Origin of the sequence: Rhodococcus sp. BH5 (assembly GCF_027583855.1) — a bacterium.
Classification (GTDB): Bacteria; Actinomycetota; Actinomycetes; order Mycobacteriales; family Mycobacteriaceae; genus Rhodococcus_F; species Rhodococcus_F qingshengii.
Genome location: NZ_JAJHVW010000005.1, coordinates 346342 through 364333 on the forward strand (window position 1 = coordinate 346342; position 17992 = coordinate 364333).

Genomic DNA, 17992 nt, shown 5'->3' on the forward strand with positions numbered 1-17992 from the left:
GCCTAATGGCGGAACGCGACGACGGTGCATAGCGTTTCGTTTCAGATCGAATACTTGACATAACTCTAACCCTGTGGTTGAGGTTTAGGGTTGTTCTCGAAGAGCATGAAGCTACAAAAACAGCAGTAACAAAGACAGCAGCACTGACAAGCAGCGTGAAACACGACACGGAAGGCGAGAGCCGATGACGCCCCCGCACAACTACCTCGCCGTAATCAAGGTCGTCGGCATCGGCGGCGGCGGCGTGAACGCAGTCAACCGCATGATCGAACAGGGACTCAAGGGAGTCGAGTTCATCGCGGTCAACACGGACGCGCAAGCCCTTCTGATGAGTGACGCCGACGTCAAGCTCGACGTCGGTCGTGAATTGACCCGTGGCCTCGGCGCCGGTGCCGACCCGGAAGTGGGTCGCAAGGCAGCCGAAGATCACAAGGACGAGATCGAAGAGGTCATCAAGGGCGCCGACATGGTGTTCGTGACCGCAGGCGAGGGCGGTGGCACCGGAACCGGTGGTGCCCCTGTCGTGGCAAGCATCGCCCGGAAGCTGGGCGCACTCACCGTCGGTGTCGTGACGCGGCCGTTCTCCTTCGAGGGCAAGCGTCGTGGGGGACAGGCGGATACCGGAATCCAGGCGCTCCGCGAGTCCTGCGACACGCTGATCGTCATTCCCAACGATCGCCTGCTCCAGCTCGGTGACGCGGCCGTCAGCCTGATGGACGCGTTCCGCAGCGCGGACGAGGTTCTCCTCAACGGCGTCCAGGGCATCACCGACCTCATCACCACTCCGGGTCTGATCAACGTCGACTTCGCGGACGTCAAGGGTGTCATGTCCGGTGCCGGTAGTGCGTTGATGGGAATCGGTTCCTCGCGGGGTGAGGGACGCGCGATCAAGGCGGCGGAATCCGCGATCAATTCCCCGCTCCTCGAAGCTTCGATGGAAGGCGCCCGCGGCGTGCTCCTGTCGATCGCCGGCGGTAGCGATCTGGGCCTGTTCGAGATCAACGAGGCGGCTTCGCTGGTGCAGGAAGCTGCCCACATCGACGCCAACATCATCTTCGGAACGGTCATCGACGATTCACTCGGTGACGAGGTTCGTGTGACGGTCATCGCTGCGGGATTCGACGGAGGAGCTCCGGCTCGTCGTCCCGTGGAGTCGACCGCGCAGGGACGTGGAGCTATCGGCGCCGGGCGCGCGGGTGAGGTCGGCCGGTCACCGGTGGCCGCCGAACCTGCTGGCGAGCAGCCGATTTCCGCAGCGCGCGAGACCACCGGTTCGGGCAGCTTGCCTCCGATCGGTGGCCCCCGCCATGCGCCGGTCCAGGAAGACGAGGGCGACGACGACGTCGACGTGCCGGTCTTCATGCGTCGCTGACGTAGGGCTACAAACAGTTTCGAGAACAGGGTGCCCGGAATTTCTGGGTACCCTGTTCTTGACTGGATGTCCGGTCACGTCTGAGCCGGACGACAACTTTCGACGTTTGTGAGCACACTTATCTTGAGTACCGAGAAGTCGACCACCCGCACCCGCATTCGCCGCGTCGTGACCAGCCGAGCCGGTGGTGTTTCCGCGTCACCGTACGAGTCGTTCAATCTGGGCGATCACGTCGGAGACGATCCGGCAGCCGTCGATGCGAATCGCCGACGTCTGGCACGCGAAATAGGCGTCGAGCCTGACCATCTCGTGTGGATGGAACAAATCCATTCGCGCAACGTCACTGTCGTGACGGAACCGACCGACGAAGTGATTCCGGTGACGGATGCTCTGGTCACCACTGTTCCCGGCCTGGCGCTCGCCACCCTCAGTGCAGATTGTGTTCCCGTTCTGCTCTCCGACGAGGAGGCCGGTGTGATCGCGGCCGTTCATGCCGGAAGGATCGGTGCCCGCATCGGTATCGTCCCGCGCGTCCTCGCGGAGATGGTGCGTCAGGGCGCGGACGTTTCGCGTATCGGCGCCTTCCTCGGTCCGGCTGCGAGCGGACGCCAGTACGAGGTTCCCGCTGCGATGCGCGCGGACGTGGAAAAGCACTTGCCGGGTAGCGCAACTCGCACCGAGAAGGGCACGCCGGGGCTCGATCTGCGTGCGGGACTGCGTAAGCAGTTGCTCGCCGCGGGTGTGTCCGGTGTCGCCGAGGACCCGCGGTGCACGATAGAGGATCGCGCGTTGTTCAGTCATCGCCGAGAATCTCTGACCGGGCGTCAAGCTGCAGTGATCTGGATGGAAGCGCCCGCAGCGCAGGAAACCGTCTAGGCAGAAATGCGCGAGACGGAAATGCGGCTGACAGAAATATCGACGGCACTCGACTCGGTGAGGGCGCGATTGGCGGCCGCCTGCCTTGCCGCCGGTCGCGAAGTTTCCGACGTAGCACTGCTGCCGGTGACCAAATTCTTTCCGGCGTCCGACGCTCGAATTCTGTACGAACTGGGTTGCCGTGAATTCGGTGAGTCGCGTGAGCAGGAAGCAGTGGAGAAGGTCGCGGACTTCGACGGCGCTGCACAGACGGGCGCGATCGATGATCCGGTTCGCTGGCACATGATCGGACAGTTGCAGCGCAACAAAGCTCGATCGGTAGCGAAGTGGGCCTATGCAATTCACTCGGTGGACAGTGCGCGACTGGCCGATGCACTCGATCGGGCTGCGCTGAGTGCTTTGTCGGACGGTGAGCGCACGGAGCCGCTCCGGGCGCTCATCCAGGTAAGTCTCGACGGAGACCCCGCGCGTGGCGGAGTTCCGACGGGCGAGCTAACGCCTCTCGCCGAGCGGATCGAATCAGCCGAAGGTCTCGAATTCGCGGGACTGATGGCCGTCCCGCCGCTTGGATCAGATCCGGACGAGCAGTTCGAAATCCTCCGCAGGGCACATCTTTTGATCCTCGAATCGCATCCCCGGGCAACCGAACTCTCGGCCGGTATGACCGGCGATCTGGAGGCTGCAGTGCGCCACGGATCAACCTGCGTGCGTGTCGGAACCGCACTGCTCGGCTCACGACCAGTAATCTCGAGGTGATCGCTCAGGTGATCGCCCAACCCGTCCACACCGCTGCGACCGGTCGCAGTCGGATTGATTCCGCCGCGCCAAGGAAGGTCGATCAATGAGCAACCTGCATAAGTTCAAGGCTTACTTCGGCATGGTTCCCCTCGATGACTACGAGGACGAATACGTGGAGGAGCCCGATCAGGCTCGCCGCGCACCCCGTCGTAGTCACGACGGCTATGCCGAGCGCGACGACCGCGAGTTCGTCGAACCTGCCTTCTCGAAGGCGAGCTACGCGCCCAGTCGTCGTGACGAAGAGGACGCGGAGTTCGATCGCTACGATTCCCGGCCCCGCGTCGACACCGTTCCCAGCCGCAGCAGCCGCCCGGCGATGGCGCCGCGCCCGGCAAGCCGTGGCAACCTCGCGGTCGACGCGCGCGCAGAGCGACCCGAAGCGCGACGTGCGCCGGTTGTCGACGACGGCGGCCCGCTCGCCAAGATCACGACACTGCGTCCGCAGAGCTACGCAGAGGCCCGCACGATCGGTGAGCGGTTCCGGGACGGCACTCCCGTCATCATGGATCTGGTCGACATGAGCAACGCCGACGCGAAGCGTCTGGTCGATTTCGCGGCCGGCCTGGCGTTCGCATTGCGTGGTTCTTTCGACAAGGTAGCCACCAAAGTGTTTCTTCTCTCACCGGCCGACATCGACGTTTCCGCCGAGGAGCGCCGTCGGATCGCCGAGACGGGTTTCTACAGCCAGAAATGATGGTCTCGACCGCAGTCCGGCCCCTGAGCAGGGGTGACGTGAGCACATTCGAACGGCGGCCCGCCTCGGCGGACGCCGCATTCGGACCCATCGCCGGCCGTTACAAGACGGACTCGATGCGGACCGGTTCCGGAATTGCTGCGGTGTGTCTGTTTTGGACACACCGCAGAAGTCAGGCAGAGTGAGGGTGTGGACGCGCTTCTCTCTGTGATCTATCTGGTGCTGGTTGTCTTCTGGCTGTTGCTGATCGGCAGAGTGATCGTCGAGTTCGTTCGTTCGTTTGCCAGAGATTGGCGACCGACCGGATTGGTCGCAGTCATTCTCGAAACCATTTTTACGATCACCGATCCTCCGGTGAAACTGCTCCGCAGGTTGATCCCCCCGATCAACCTCGGTGGAGTTCGCTTGGATCTATCCATCATGGTCTTGCTTTTCATCGTCATCATCCTGATGTCGGTTGTTCGCTGAGCGCAGTCCGAGTGAGTGGTGTGCCAGAATGGATGCCATAACTCATCCAGTGGTTCGCCACTACGTAGTTCGCCACTACGTAGACTGTGTTGCAACTGAATGCTTGCTAGACCGCCAAATGACGCGTGAAGGGATCCTTCCATGCCGCAACTGACTCCAGCTGACGTGCACAACGTTGCGTTCAGCAAGCCGCCTATCGGCAAGCGTGGCTACAACGAGGACGAGGTCGACGCATTCCTCGACCTCGTCGAGCAGGCGCTGTCGCAGCTCATCGAAGAGAATGCGGACCTGCGCCAGCGCGTAGGTGAGCTGGATCAGGAGCTCGCGGCTGCCAAGAAGTCGCCGGCACCTGCTCAGCAGGCAGCACCCGTCGCAGCGCAGCCCAAGCCGGAGCCCGCTCGGGTCGTCGAACCGCCCAAGCCTGCACCTGTTGCAGCGCCGGTTCCCGCCGCCGCTGCCGTTGCAGCGCCGCAGAGTGGCGACACCCACATGCAGGCCGCGAAGGTCCTCGGACTGGCTCAGGAGATGGCGGATCGCCTCACCAACGATGCCAAGACCGAGTCCGAGCAGCTGCTCGGCAGTGCCCGCACCAACTCCGAGCAGCTCATGAGCGAGGCTCGCAGCAAGGCTGACGGCATGATCGCGGATGCGCGCAACAAGTCGGAGGCGATGCTCACCGACGCTCAGACTCGCTCCGAGACCCAGCTTCGCCAGGCTCAGGAGAAGGCAGACGCTCTCAAGGCGGACGCCGAGAAGAAGCACACCGAAATCATGGCGACCATCAACCAGCAGCGTTCGGTCCTCGAGGGCCGTATCGAGCAGCTCAAGACGTTCGAACGCGAGTACCGGGTGCGCCTGAAGTCCTACCTGGAATCGCAGCTCGAAGAGCTCGAACAGCGCGGCTCGGCCGTTCCGGTCGACGGTGGACAGGATTCCTACAGCCCGTCCTTCGCCAAGGGAAACAGCTGACCGAGAGCGCCCCGTCGGCTCAGCTATCGGACCGGACAAAGGTTGATACGTGCTGGTCGTGACGTTGGTTCTCGCGGGAGTTGGTTTCGCTCTCCTGATCGTCGCCCTGACCACAGGGTCGTTGATCTGGGCGTGGGCATGTATCGCGATTTGTGTAGCAGGTGCCGTCCTCCTGCTGGTCAGTGCGCTGACCAGCAGGAAGGCGGTTCCTTCGTTGGATGACCCGGCATCGGGCAGCGGAATGTCGTCGCCTTACGGTCGAGTCGAGAGTTCCTCGAATTCGTCGATCGACGATGCAGCCACCGCCAACGATGACAATCAGAGAAATCATGGCGAGTCGCCGGGTGGCCCCGACAAGTCCTAGGGCGAGTTCCGACAAGGTCCAGGACGAGTATTAGACTGTCCAACACGAATACCAGGCTGTGATCCGGCAATCACCGGGGAGCTTTCGGAAGAACGGTTCTTGTCGCTTCAGGCGCCCAGAACTCAGTAGAACCGAACGGGTGAGCCCGTCACAGCTCGATCGAGTGGCACCTCGGGATCCAAGCGCGGATCTACGGGGTGCAAACGGGGTGGTACCGCGGTGTCGGCGCACAAGCGCCACGTCGTCCCCGTGCCGAGTCCGACTGGCACGAGGAGATCGCCATGGCGAGTAACGGGTACCCCAAAGTCGACTACGGTGTCCCCGCCGACACCGGAGTCAAGTTCCCCGAACTGGAACAGAAAGTCCTGAAACAGTGGGACGACGACGACACCTTCCGTGTGTCGGTTTCCAATCGGGACGGCAGCGAAGAGTTCGTTTTCTACGACGGACCGCCCTTCGCAAACGGCTTGCCGCATTACGGTCACCTGCTGACGGGGTACGTCAAGGACCTGGTGCCGCGCTTCCAGACCATGCGTGGACGCAAGGTCGAGCGACGCTTCGGCTGGGACTGCCACGGCCTGCCCGCAGAACTCGAAGCGGAGAAGCAACTCGGCATCAAGGACAAGGCCGAGATCGAAGTCATGGGTCTGGCCAAGTTCAACGAGTACTGCAAGGCCTCGGTGCTCAAGTACACCGACGAGTGGCGCGACTACGTCACCCGCCAGGCACGTTGGGTCGACTTCGACAACGACTACAAGACCCTGGACGTCGACTTCATGGAGTCCGTCATGTGGGCCTTCAAGGAGCTGCACGACAAGGGCCTGATCTATCAGGGCTTCCGCGTGCTGCCCTACAGCTGGTACGAGCAGACTCCGCTGTCCAATCAGGAGACTCGTCTCGACGACGCGTACAAGATGCGTCAGGATCCTGCAGTCACGGTCGACATGCCGCTGGTCGCTCCGGGTTCACCATTGGACGGCGCAAACGCGATCATCTGGACCACGACTCCGTGGACACTGCCGTCCAACTTGGCCACTGCGGTTCATCCCGAGGTCGACTACGTCCAGGTGCTCGGCGAGGACGGAAAGCGGTACGTGCTCGCGGAAGCACAGGTAGCTCATTACGCACGTGAGCTGGGGGAGGACCCCGAGGTCGTTTCCCGCCACAAGGGCGCCGAGTTGGTCGGACTGTCGTACACACCGCCGTTCGACTTCTTCCTCGGACATCCAAACGCGCACGTCGTGCTTTCGGCCGACTACGTGACAACCGATTCCGGAACCGGAATCGTCCACCTCGCACCGGCTTTCGGTGAGGAGGATATGGATGTCGCCACGGCCAACGGTATCGAGGTCGTGCAGCCGCTCGATCCGGGTGGAAAGTTCACCTCGATGGTTCCGCCGTACGAGGGCTTGATGGTCTTCGACGCCAACCCGGTCATCATCAAGGACCTCAAGGCCGCTGGAAAGCTGCTGCGGCACGAGACGATCGAGCACTCGTACCCGCACAGTTGGCGCAGTGGGCAGCCGCTCATCTACATGGCGGTTCCCTCGTGGTTCGTCGCGGTCACCAAGTTCCGCGATCGCATGGTCGAGCTGAACAAGGACATCACGTGGGTGCCCGAGCACATCCGTGACGGCCAGTTCGGCAAGTGGCTCGAAGGTGCACGCGACTGGAACATCAGCCGAAACCGCTACTGGGGCAGCCCGATCCCGGTGTGGGTGTCGGACGATCCGCAGTACCCGCGTACGGACGTCTACGGATCGCTCGATCAGTTGGAGGCAGACTTCGGTGTGCGTCCGACCGATCTGCATCGCCCGATGATCGACGACCTGGTCCGCCCGAACCCCGACGACCCGACCGGGAAGTCGATGATGCGCCGCGTTCCCGAGGTGCTCGACTGCTGGTTCGAATCCGGTTCGATGCCGTACGCGCAGGTGCACTACCCATTCGAGAACCGTGAATGGTTCGAGGGCCATTTCCCGGGCGATTTCATCGTCGAGTACAACGGGCAGACTCGCGGCTGGTTCTACACGCTGCACGTGCTGGCCACCGCACTCTTCGATCGTCCGGCGTTCAAAACCGTTGCTGCGCACGGCATCGTGCTCGGCGACGACGGACTCAAGATGAGCAAGTCCAAGGGCAACTACCCGGACGTGAAGGAGGTGTTCAACCGCGACGGCAGCGATGCCATGCGATGGTTCCTGATGTCTTCGCCGATCTTGCGCGGCGGAAACCTCATCGTGACCGAGCAGGGCATCCGCGAAGGTGTGCGTCAGGCATTGCTCCCGCTGTGGAACGCCTGGAGCTTCCTGCAGTTGTACGCGCCGGAATCCGGTGTGTGGCGTACCGATTCGAAGAACATCCTCGATCAGTACATCCTGGCCAAGCTCGCTACCACCCGCGACGTGATCACCGAGGCCCTCGAGGTCAACGACATCGCCGGCGCGTGCGACGAGCTTCGGTTGTTCTGTGACGCACTCACCAACTGGTATGTGCGACGGTCGCGTTCGCGGTTCTGGGACGAGGATCGCGACGCGATCGACACCCTGCACACCGTGCTCGAGGTCGTGACGCGTCTCGCTGCGCCGCTGTTGCCGCTGGTGTCCGAGGTGATCTGGCGCGGGCTGACCGGGGAGCGCTCGGTTCACCTGGCTGATTGGCCCGAGGCGTCGGAGCTCCCCGCGAACCCCGAGCTGGTAGCGGCGATGGACGACGTCCGGACCGTGTGCTCCACGGTGCTGAGCCTGCGCAAGGCGCAGAATCTGCGTGTTCGTCTTCCGCTGCCCGAGGTCACGGTTGCGGCGCCGGATGCCGAGCGTCTGCGTCCGTTCCTCGGACTGATCGCCGACGAGGTCAACGTCAAGAAGGTCGATCTGACCGATGACGTCGACGTGCACGGGCGCTTCGAGATCGCGGTCAATGCGCGTGCTGCAGGACCGCGTCTGGGCAAGTCCGTTCAGACTGTCATCAAGGCGGTCAAGGCGGGCGACTGGACCGAGAACGCGGACGGCGTCGTGGTTGCGGCGGGCATCGAACTGCTGCCCGAGGAGTACACGCAGAAACTGGTTGCGGCCGAGCCGGATTCGACGGCAGCACTGCCGGACGGTGCGGGACTGGTCGTACTCGATTCCGCTGTGACGGAGGAACTCGAAGCCGAGGGATGGGCCAAGGACCGTATCCGTCAGTTGCAGGATGCGCGCCGTGCTGCCGGTTTCGACGTCTCGGACCGGATCAACGTCGTGCTCGAGGTTCCGCAGGACTGCAAGGAGTGGGCGGAGCGTCATCGCGAATTGATCGCCGGTGAGGTTCTGGCCACCTCCTTCTCGGTGGGTGAAGCGGGAGACGACGCCGTCGATCTCGGTGACGGTATCCGCGCCGCGATCACGAAGGTCTAATACCGCCATATCTACTCCGGCTCCCCGATGAATGTCTGTATGTCGGGGTGCCGGAGTAGTTTGCTCTCATGAGCACGAGCAAGGAAACCGTGGCGCGCATTCTCGAGCAGTTGGAACCGCTCGACGTGCGGGCAAGGGCGATGTTCGGCGAGTACGGACTGTATTGCGACGAGAAGATCGTGGGCTTGATCTGCGGAGACGTTCTGTTCGTCAAACCCACCGAGGTCAGTACGGAGTTCGGATCAGAGGCCGATCTGGCTCCGCCGTACCCGGGAGCGAAGGATTATTACCGGGTGTCGGAGGAACGGTTGCAGGACCTCGATCACCTGCACGCCTTCATTCAACGGACTGCCGACGTATTGCCCCTGCCGAAGAAGAAGTCGCCGAAGAAGAAGGCGCGGACGTAAATTCTGCACCTACTTTTGAGAGAACCGTAACGCCCGATGAATCAAGGTGATCCCACACGAAGTCGTAGGTGGGTGCTGCATCTCGACATGGATGCGTTTTTCGCTTCCGCCGAGCAGTTGACGCGTCCCACTCTGCGAGGTCGCCCGGTGCTGGTCGGCGGCTTGGGCGGGCGCGGGGTGGTGGCCGGGGCAAGTTACGAAGCGAGAGTTTTCGGTGCGCGATCGGCAATGCCGATGCATCAAGCACGCCGGATGGTCGGTGGTGGAGCGGTGGTATTGCCGCCACGGATGTCCCTGTACTCGGTTCTCAGTAAACGCACGTTCGACGCGTTGCGCCTTCGTATGCCGATCCTCGAGCAACTGTCGGTGGACGAGGCTTTCGGGGAACCGGTGGAGTTGGCCGGTGTCGGAGCTGACGAGGTCCGCGCGTTTTGCGAGGACCTGCGGGCGTTGATCAAAGCCGAGACCGGGTTGGTCGCTTCGATCGGGGCCGGCGCAGGTAAGCAGGTCGCCAAGATCGCGTCGGGACTGGCAAAGCCCGACGGCGTCGCAGTGATTCCTCCCGGGATGCAGCACGAGTTGCTCGATCCACTGCCGGTGCGAAAGCTCTGGGGGATCGGCCCTGTTGCCGAGGAAAAGCTCAAGCGTCTCGGCATCGAAACCATCGGAGGGTTTGCCCGCACTCCCATAGCGGAGGTGGCGTCGATACTGGGAACCACTGTCGGTCCGGGGTTGCATCGGCTTGCGCAGGGGATCGACGATCGACCGGTCGCGGAGCGTGCCGAATCCAAGCAGATCAGCGCGGAATCCACGTTCGCCGCAGACATCGTCACCATGGCACAACTGCGCGCGGCCGTCGAAAGTAGTGGTCGCGCAGCATTTTCCAGGCTGGAGAAGGACGGAAGAGCTGCTCGCACCGTCGTACTGAAGCTCAAGAAGTCCGATATGAGTATCTTGACTCGATCCGTGACGCTGCCGTTTGCCACCATCGACCGCCAAATCCTCATTGCGACTGCGCAGAAACAGGTCATCGATCCACAGGAATTGGGGCCGATTCGCCTGGTCGGTGTGGGATTCGCCGGTTTGTCCACCGTTCGGCAAGGATCACTTTTTCCCGAGTTGGATCAGGATGTTCCCGGCTATCCGGTCGAGACTCTCACGGGTGCCCTCGATGAGGCCGAACTCGACGTTCCGGTGGCAGCACGTGTCCCTCAGCGCTACTGGCACCCCGGTTTGGACGTGAAGCATCCAGAATACGGACACGGTTGGGTGCAGGGCGCCGGGCACGGTGTGGTCACCGTTCGCTTCGAAACCCGTTCCAGCGGAACGGGAATCGCCAAAACCTTTGCCGAATCCGATGAGGTGCTCGAGGTAGCAGATGCGGTCGACAGCCTTCTCTGAGGATGTCCTTAGACTTTTTCCGCTTACCGTTGGGTAATGTTGTCGACGATCCTCGAGCAAGCACGATGTTCGACTGACGCTCGAATGTGAACACCCGAATGGATAGGACTGAGAAGTTGAAGCTTCAGAAGATGACCGTTGCAGCCGTGGCGATCGCAGCAGCCCTGACGATGACCGCTTGTGGCTCGGATGACAAGACCGACTCGCCCACCACGACGTCGAAGACCACGACGACCACGACGGCCTCGGACTCGACAGATGCGCCGGTCGCGTTGCCGACCGCCCCTGAGCTCAACGCCAAGGTCGCCCAGGCACTCGACGAAACCGTTCCGGCCGCAGACAAGGTCAACCTCGTCCAGGGCGCCGAGGCTGATCCCGAGCTCATCAACCAGGTCGCTGCTGCCGCCAAGGCTGCCGGCGCGCAGGTCGAGATCCTCGACCCGGTCACCGACACAGGCAGCGAGACGGCAGCAGCTTCGCTGAACATCGTCGTCAACGGCCAGCCGCTGCAGCAGGGCCTGCAGGCGTCGTTCGTCTACGAAGACGGCGTCTGGAAGCTCTCGAAGACCACCGCTTGCCAGATCGTCGGCGTTGCAGGTCTGACCTCGCCGGCTTGCGCTGCTTGATCTCTCGGTAACACCTGAAACACCAGAGCGGCCGCCGACTCCCGAAGTGGAGTGGGCGGCCGCTCTTCACGTGGTAAGCGACGTCAGTGATGGAATCCCTCGGTGACGCGCGGCCGCGGCATCGGGCTGTCCAGTTCGTCGAGGAACGCGGTTTCCTCTTCGATGATGCGCAGCAGATTGGCCGCCAGGTCCATGCTCAGTCCGTTACGAACCACGATGCGCTGCACTGTCAGATCCGCGAGATCGTCCGGCATGGGGTAGGCCGGCACCAACCAGCCCTTGCCTCGCAACCGGTCCGAGAGGTCGTACAACGTCCAGTTGGACGTGTGCCCCTCGGCGAGGCGCCACGCGAAGACCGGGATGTCGGAACCGTCGTTCCACAGTTCGAACGCGTCGAGTTTCCCGATCCCTTCGGCGAGAAATTTCGCCACGTCCTGGGAGGACTGCTGGATCGCGCGATAGCCGTCGTGGCCGAGACGCAGGAACAAGTAGAACTGCAGGATCACCTGAGCGCCGGGACGCGAGAAGTTCAGTGCGAAGGTCGGCATACTGCCGCCGAGGTAGCTCACCTTGAAGACGAGGTCGTCGGGAAGTAGATCCTGCGATCGCCAGACCACCCAGCCGAGGCCGGGGTAGACGAGCCCGTACTTGTGCGCCGAGGTGTTGATGGAGTGGACGCGCGGTAGTCGGAAATCCCATTCGAGTTCGGGCTGAAGGAACGGTGCGATCATCGCACCGGAAGCGCCGTCGACGTGGATGGGGACGTCGAGTCCCGTCTTCGCCTGGATCGCATCGAGTGCTTTCGAGATTTCCAGGACCGGCTCGTACATCCCGGTGTACGTGACGCCCATGATCGCGACGACGCCGATGGTGTTCTCGTCGACATACTTGTCCAGATCGTGACCGTCGAGGGTGCGGTGTTCCTCGCTGATCGGCACGTAACGCGCTTCGACGTCCCAGTAGTTGCAGAACTTCTCCCAGCACACCTGGACCGCGGAACTCATGATGAGATTTGGCTTTTCGGTGGACTTGCCCGCGGCTTTTCGTGCGTGCTGCCAGCGTCGTTTCATCGCCAGGCCGCCGAGCATGCAGGCTTCGGACGAACCGATCGTCGAGGTGCCGATTGCGTCCTTGGGGGAGGGCGAGTGCCAGAGGTCGGCAAGGATGCGCCAGCAATAGGTTTCGATCGCGGCGGTCTGCGGATACTCGTCCTTGTCGATCATGTTCTTGTCGAACGACTCGGCATACAGTTTGGTGGCGTGATCGTCCATCCACGTGCTGACGAACGTCGCGAGATTGAGCCGCGCATTGCCGTCGAGCATCGTTTCGTCGTGGACGATCTGATACGCGGTCTCGGGAAGCATGCCGTCGGGTTCGAGTGTGTACTTCGATGCAACCGAATCCTCGCCAGGCCTCGAGAAGATCGGATTGACGGCTACGTAATCGGTGTGATCTGACCTTCTGGGTTCCGGCATGAACTCTGGCTCCTCACATCAGTGTGTCGCGTTGGTCTGTTTCGTACCTACTCTCACCGTTCAGTGTGGACGGGCAGTTGTCAAAGGGTCTGTGGTCCCGAATCATTCGCGTAAGGCCGAGACGGGACCAATCCGCTCGTTGTCAGGGCGTTTGTGCGCGCAGGCGATCGGCGGCGGCCGATGCCATCGAGTGCGGCACGTCGGGGGCGATCGGACTCGGCGCAGTTGCGGACACCTGGGTCAACGTGGTCCCGACTGCGGCCACGATCGCATCGGCGACCAAGGTGAAACCGCCACTCTCCGTGATGATTCGGAACGCGAAAGACGCGTCGCCGACGTTCGGGTCCGACGCTCCGCCGACGCGATAGGTGATTGTCGTTCCGTCGGCATCGGTTCCTGAATATTCCGCGCACCCGGCCAGCGTGGTCTGAAGTTTCTCGAAAGCTGCTGCTGCCGCGGTGCCGTCGGCGTACGAAGCAGAGTCCTGATCGATGCTCGTGAAATCGGGGCCGGTGAACATGTCGGAGAGGTCGGCGACCGATCCGGGAGCCTGGGTGGCTATCGGCGCCAGAACCTGGGCGCAGACGGCGGGGTCGGTGCTCGACTTGTCCGCCTCCGAACTCTCCGGCGCCGGTGCGAGGCCGAGGTCGTCGACCGGGTCGGGAACTATGTCGAAGTCCGCAGGTAGCTCGGACAGGGTGAGCGCGGCTCGTTGCAGGCCGTCACGGTCGAGAGGCGCCCCGCTCAGCGGTGCGGCCGGAGCAGCCGTGAACGGCGCCAAGCCGACCTGTGGGGCGGAAACCTGCGTAGTCGTGTCGGCACCAGGCGAGTCGTCCGAGCCGCAACCGGTCACGACGAACAGTGCCGCCGTTGCGGTCAGACCAAGTGCGAGAAGCGACCGGCGTGTCACGATTCCCACCGAATGCTGTTGGAGATGGTCTGCCGGATCACCGAGGAGCTGTCCGGGTCGCCGTATGCCTGGTCGCCGCCGACGGTCATCTGTCCGTCGATCGGCAAGGGGAGTGAGAGGTCGACGGTGAGGTTTCCGGAGCCGGCCATGACGTACTGATCGATGTTCAGCGTTCCGGCGTCACCGGCCAGGTTCCAGACCGGGCTCTGCGGGGTCTGCGATACGTCCACCGCGAGCGAAAGCCGATTGCCCTCGCGCGCGGTGAGCGTGACGGTGGTTGTCTGATCGAGCAGGATTTCGCTGCTGACTTGCTGCCGAACCACCCAACGTGCGCCGACACCGACCGGAGCGTCGGGGAGTGCGACGGTCCGGTAGACCGCTTGGCCCAGCGCTTGTTCGATTGCAGCGCGGGCAGCATTGGCCGAGTTGGCGGAGGGCTTCAACCGTAGGGCGGTGATGGCGCCCGAATCCGTGACCGACAATCCGGCCGCAGACCCGTCGGCCCCGCTCAGCGCAGCCTGCAGCGTTGCATCGGGCGAGGTCATCGACGACAGCGTGAGGTCAACGACTGCGGTGGGATCGTCAGCGGTCACGTTTGCCGAGAGCGGGATCGTGATCTCCGGCGAAGAGAAATCCTGCGCCGGTTGTTGATCGATCTGCTGACTCACGACGGCCTGGGTGACGAGCGTCGCCGTCTGCGTGGTGCCGACAGGCAAGTTCGTACGCAAAACCTCGCGCGGCTCGCTTCCCGCCTCGAGAACTTCGACCGTCGCGGCGGTCACCGGAACAGTCACCTCACTCGGCGAGGAGGTCGGGGTGTTCGGAGGTTGATCCGAGTCGCCGCAAGCGGTGAGAACGGTGGTGAGAGCGAGGGCAGCGAGGGCGAACGGAACGCGTCGGCCGGTCGTGGACAGCAGTGGCACGCGCTCCAGGCTAGCCGCAGTTGCAGAGTGCGTGACCCGGTGCGGTGAACATGAGGGATGATGGTTGCGTGAGTACAGACCACCCCGACCGAGATGTCAACGCGGAGGATCAGCCGATTACCGAAATCTCGAAGGCCGACGAGCCCGAAACCGTGAAACCGGAAGCCGTGAAATCGGAAGACGGTGACCTGGCGGTTGCGCCGGTCGAAAAGCCCCGCCGGCTGACCATGCTCATTGCCATCGCCGCTGTCATCCTGCTCTCGGACATTCTCACGAAGGTGTGGGCAGTCGCCGCGGTCAAACCGGGGCAGCCGATCGAAATCATCGGTGACGTGGTCACATTCACGATGGTGCGCAATCCGGGGGCAGCGTTCTCGATGGCGACGTCGATGACGTGGATCCTCACTCTCGTCGCAATCGGTGTGGTCATCGGTGTGATCAAGATCGGTCGCACGCTCCGATCACCGTGGTGGGCGCTCGGTCTCGGCCTCGTTCTCGGCGGCGCGCTGGGTAACCTCGTCGACCGATTCTTCCGCTCTCCCGGAATCATGCGCGGACATGTGGTGGATTTCGTCTCCGTCGGCTGGTGGCCGGTGTTCAACATCGCGGATTCCGCGATCGTCTGTGGCGCGATTCTGCTCGTCGTCCTGACACTGTTCGGCTTCGAACCCAACGGTGAACGCCTGCGTGATCACAAGGCGGACGACAAGAAGTTCACCGAATCGAAGGCTGCAGCCGAGGGAGAAACCAAGTGAGGGAATCCCGTTCGATGCCAGTGCCCGACGGTCTCGATGCCATGCGCGTCGATGCCGGCCTCGCGCGCCTTCTCGGACTCTCGCGCACCGTGGTCGCGACACTCGCGGAAGAAGGCTCGGTACTCGTCGACGGTGTGGCCGTCGGCAAGTCCGATCGTCTGACCGCAGGGTCGTGGCTCGAGGTAGTCCTGCCCGAACCGCCGCGGCCCCTGACCATCGAAGCGACACCGGTCGAGGGAATGGAGATCCTCTACGCCGACGACGACGTCGTGGCAGTCGACAAGCCCGTCGGAGTTGCCGCGCACGCCAGCGTCGGGTGGACGGGACCGACCGTCATCGGCGGACTTGCCGCGGCCGGTTTCCGCATCTCGACGTCCGGTGCCCACGAGCGTCAGGGCATCGTCCACCGTCTGGACGTCGGAACGTCGGGTGTCATGGTGGTTGCCACATCCGAGCGCGCGTACACGTTGCTCAAGCGCGCTTTCAAGCAGCGGACCATCGACAAGCGCTACCACGCTCTGGTGCAGGGACATCCCGACCCGAGCAGCGGAACGATCGACGCGCCCATCGGACGCCATCACGGGAACGACTGGCGATTCACGGTCACGGCCGACGGCAAGCCCAGCGTCACGCACTACGACACCATCGAGGCGTTCCAGGCAGCGAGTCTGCTGGACGTGCACCTCGAAACCGGTCGCACACACCAGATCCGTGTCCACTTTTCGGCGTTGCGCCATCCGTGCTGCGGTGACCTGACTTACGGCGCGGACCCTCGACTTGCCGAAAGGCTCGGCCTCGAGCGCCAGTGGTTGCACGCCGTGTCTCTTGGATTCGCACATCCGGCGGACGGTCGCTGGGTCGAGATCAAGAGCAAGTACCCGAAGGATCTCGAACACGCACTCGAAGTTCTCCGGTCCTCATGACACCGCGCGGGCTTACCCCCGCGCCGGCCGTCGTCGCGGTGGTGGTCGGTGTGGCGGCGGTGGTGGGCGTGGGGTTCGCGAATCCCGTGCCGACCCCGCCGATCCGGACGGACACCCTGGGTCCGGACAGTGGGGAAGCTGTCCCGGACTACCTCGACCGAGCGCGAGATTCCGTCGCGTCGGTCGATGGGCCGGTATGGGCGTTGGTCTCGTTCACGAAGGCACTCACCGTCGACGAGGTCATCACGTCGACCAGCAGTGTTCAGGTGCCGGGCGCTGAGGTCTCGGGCGTTCGCGTGTCCAGGGTCATGTTCCGAGTTCCGATCGAGCGCGTCCAGACGCCGCTCATGTCGGTGCCCGTTCCCGACAACGACGAAGCAGTACGCAGATCGCCCGGTGTTGCAGCCACGCGACTGGTCTCGCTCGGCGGCGACACCGATCGTCAGCAACAGGTGGCGCTCGCGTCGGCGAAGCAATTGTCCGCCGGGTGCGCCTGCGCGGTGGGCGTGCTGGTGCGAGCGACTCCCGAAGGACTCGAAGCGATCGAACATGACTCGAACGTCCGTGCAGTGGAAGCGTTGCCGTCCGACGCCTCGCCGTGGTTGGCAGCCGTCCGTCCCTTGCTGCCGGAGTACGTGGACGTCGTTGCTCCCGGCCCCGACGATGGTCCGGTCCCGTGAACTCCGGTTCTGTGAACAAGGACGAACGCGCTGAGTCCCGTTCGTCCTCGGGGATCTTCTACGGTGTGGCGGCTTTCCTGTTGTGGGGAACGTTCCCGGCATTCTTCGGGCTACTCGACTTCGCCGATCCGGTCGAGATCCTGGCGCACCGGGTGGTGTGGACCCTTCTGTTGATGCTGATCGTGTTGGCCTTTGCCGGCCGCCTCGGATCGCTTCGCGGAATCAGCGCACGCACCTGGCTGCTGGTGACCGCGGCGTCAGCGGCGATCGCCGTGAACTGGGGGACGTACATCTATGCCGTGGTGTCAGGCCGCGTCGTGGAGGCGGCTCTCGGGTACTTCATCAACCCGCTGGTCACCGTTCTGCTCGGCGTCGTGATCTTCCGCGAACGATTGCGTCCCGCCCAGATCGCCGCGCTCGTTCTCGCTGCCACGGCAGTTGTGGTGATCACGGTCGACTTCGGGAAACCTCCGATCGTCGCTTTGCTGCTCGCCGGCTCGTTTGCCACCTATGGGTTGGTCAAGAAGGTGGTTCCGCTCGATCCTCGAACCAGTTTGACTGCCGAGGGAGTCGTTGCCGCACCGTTCGCGGTCGGCTACCTCGTGTTTCTCGGCCTGACCGGGGCCGGTGCATTCATCAGCAGCGGTACCGGGCACAGCCTGTTGCTGCTTGCCGCCGGCCCGGTCACCGCGCTGCCGCTGCTCCTGTTCGGCGTCGCCGCTCAGAGAGTTCCGTTGGCGACGATGGGCATGCTGCAGTACCTCACCCCGGCGCTCCAGATGGCGTGGGGTGTGGCCGTCATGCACGAGGACATGCCGGCGTCACGGTGGATCGGCTTCGTTCTGATCTGGGCTGCACTGGTGATCTTCACGACAGACACCTTCGTCGCCGGTCGACGTTCGCGGCGTTCGGTGAGGTCGAGCGCCGAACCCGAGGTTCCGGTCACGTGACCGGAG

General features: G+C 63.3%; 18 protein-coding genes. 15 read left to right on the forward strand and 3 right to left on the reverse strand.

The features are described 5' to 3' along the window. Nucleotides 1-184: 184 nt before the first annotated feature. The 11 genes from ftsZ to RhoBH5_RS15760 all read left to right on the forward strand — a co-directional run bounded on the left by ftsZ (nt 185) and on the right by RhoBH5_RS15760 (nt 11370). Nucleotides 185-1372, forward strand: a complete 1188-nt coding sequence (gene ftsZ, locus RhoBH5_RS15710; RefSeq protein ID WP_003941788.1) for a cell division protein FtsZ — start codon at nt 185-187, stop codon at nt 1370-1372. Nucleotides 1373-1480: 108 nt separating this feature from the next. Beyond that, a complete protein-coding gene (gene pgeF, locus RhoBH5_RS15715; protein WP_007733207.1) occupies nt 1481-2248 on the forward strand; it encodes a peptidoglycan editing factor PgeF in 768 nt (255 codons plus the stop codon). 6 nt (nt 2249-2254) lie between these two features. Continuing rightward, nucleotides 2255-3004, forward strand: a complete 750-nt coding sequence (locus RhoBH5_RS15720; RefSeq protein ID WP_030537030.1) for a YggS family pyridoxal phosphate-dependent enzyme — start codon at nt 2255-2257, stop codon at nt 3002-3004. Between the two features lie 85 nt (nt 3005-3089). After that, complete coding sequence (locus RhoBH5_RS15725) at nt 3090-3740, forward strand: cell division protein SepF (RefSeq protein ID WP_003941752.1); 651 nt, start codon at nt 3090-3092, stop codon at nt 3738-3740. Between the two features lie 189 nt (nt 3741-3929). Next, a complete protein-coding gene (locus tag RhoBH5_RS15730; protein WP_003941780.1) occupies nt 3930-4208 on the forward strand; it encodes a YggT family protein in 279 nt (92 codons plus the stop codon). Between the two features lie 141 nt (nt 4209-4349). Continuing rightward, nucleotides 4350-5177: a DivIVA-like cell division protein Wag31 gene (gene wag31, locus RhoBH5_RS15735; protein ID WP_003941722.1), complete on the forward strand. Its 828-nt coding sequence runs from the start codon at nt 4350-4352 to the stop codon at nt 5175-5177. 49 nt (nt 5178-5226) lie between these two features. Further along, nucleotides 5227-5541 (forward strand): hypothetical protein, encoded by a 315-nt coding sequence (locus RhoBH5_RS15740; RefSeq protein ID WP_007733197.1) that lies wholly within the window; start codon nt 5227-5229, stop codon nt 5539-5541. A gap of 281 nt (nt 5542-5822) precedes the next feature. Next, nucleotides 5823-8936 carry an isoleucine--tRNA ligase gene (gene ileS, locus RhoBH5_RS15745; protein ID WP_270008496.1) on the forward strand — a complete coding sequence of 1038 codons (3114 nt, stop codon included), beginning with the start codon at nt 5823-5825 and terminating at the stop codon, nt 8934-8936. A 68-nt stretch (nt 8937-9004) separates the two neighbouring features. Further along, entirely contained in the window at nt 9005-9343 is a 339-nt protein-coding gene (locus tag RhoBH5_RS15750) for a TfoX/Sxy family protein (RefSeq protein WP_270008497.1), read from the forward strand. Nucleotides 9344-9379: 36 nt separating this feature from the next. Next, nucleotides 9380-10744 carry a DNA polymerase IV gene (locus RhoBH5_RS15755; protein WP_042452844.1) on the forward strand — a complete coding sequence of 455 codons (1365 nt, stop codon included), beginning with the start codon at nt 9380-9382 and terminating at the stop codon, nt 10742-10744. Nucleotides 10745-10875: 131 nt separating this feature from the next. Next, the gene (locus RhoBH5_RS15760; protein WP_223304502.1) at nt 10876-11370 is read left to right on the forward strand and encodes a hypothetical protein; all 495 of its coding nucleotides are present in this window, start codon (nt 10876-10878) and stop codon (nt 11368-11370) included. 83 nt (nt 11371-11453) lie between these two features. Here RhoBH5_RS15760 and RhoBH5_RS15765 read toward each other — a convergent pair whose 3' ends face one another. The 3 genes from RhoBH5_RS15765 to RhoBH5_RS15775 all read right to left on the reverse strand — a co-directional run bounded on the left by RhoBH5_RS15765 (nt 11454) and on the right by RhoBH5_RS15775 (nt 14678). After that, complete coding sequence (locus RhoBH5_RS15765) at nt 11454-12845, reverse strand: glutamate decarboxylase (RefSeq protein WP_042921836.1); 1392 nt, start codon at nt 12843-12845, stop codon at nt 11454-11456. A 142-nt stretch (nt 12846-12987) separates the two neighbouring features. After that, entirely contained in the window at nt 12988-13755 is a 768-nt protein-coding gene (locus RhoBH5_RS15770) for a sensor domain-containing protein (RefSeq protein ID WP_270008498.1), read from the reverse strand. Then, nucleotides 13752-14678, reverse strand: coding sequence for a hypothetical protein (locus RhoBH5_RS15775; RefSeq protein WP_003941753.1), 927 nt, complete (start codon nt 14676-14678; stop codon nt 13752-13754). Before RhoBH5_RS15775 ends, RhoBH5_RS15770 begins: the two co-directional genes overlap by 4 nt. Before the next feature lie 68 nt (nt 14679-14746). Between RhoBH5_RS15775 and lspA the strand changes: the two genes are divergently transcribed. From lspA to rarD, 4 genes are read left to right on the forward strand one after another with little or no spacing between them, the layout of a single operon-like run. Beyond that, nucleotides 14747-15433: a signal peptidase II gene (lspA, locus tag RhoBH5_RS15780; RefSeq protein ID WP_058039462.1), complete on the forward strand. Its 687-nt coding sequence runs from the start codon at nt 14747-14749 to the stop codon at nt 15431-15433. Continuing rightward, nucleotides 15430-16356, forward strand: a complete 927-nt coding sequence (locus RhoBH5_RS15785) for an RluA family pseudouridine synthase (protein WP_007733161.1) — start codon at nt 15430-15432, stop codon at nt 16354-16356. Before lspA ends, RhoBH5_RS15785 begins: the two co-directional genes overlap by 4 nt. After that, nucleotides 16353-17036 carry a hypothetical protein gene (locus RhoBH5_RS15790; protein ID WP_007733159.1) on the forward strand — a complete coding sequence of 228 codons (684 nt, stop codon included), beginning with the start codon at nt 16353-16355 and terminating at the stop codon, nt 17034-17036. Before RhoBH5_RS15785 ends, RhoBH5_RS15790 begins: the two co-directional genes overlap by 4 nt. Next, a complete protein-coding gene (gene rarD, locus RhoBH5_RS15795) occupies nt 17033-17986 on the forward strand; it encodes an EamA family transporter RarD (protein ID WP_007733157.1) in 954 nt (317 codons plus the stop codon). The genes RhoBH5_RS15790 and rarD overlap by 4 nt, the downstream gene beginning before the upstream one ends. Nucleotides 17987-17992 lie beyond the last annotated feature (6 nt).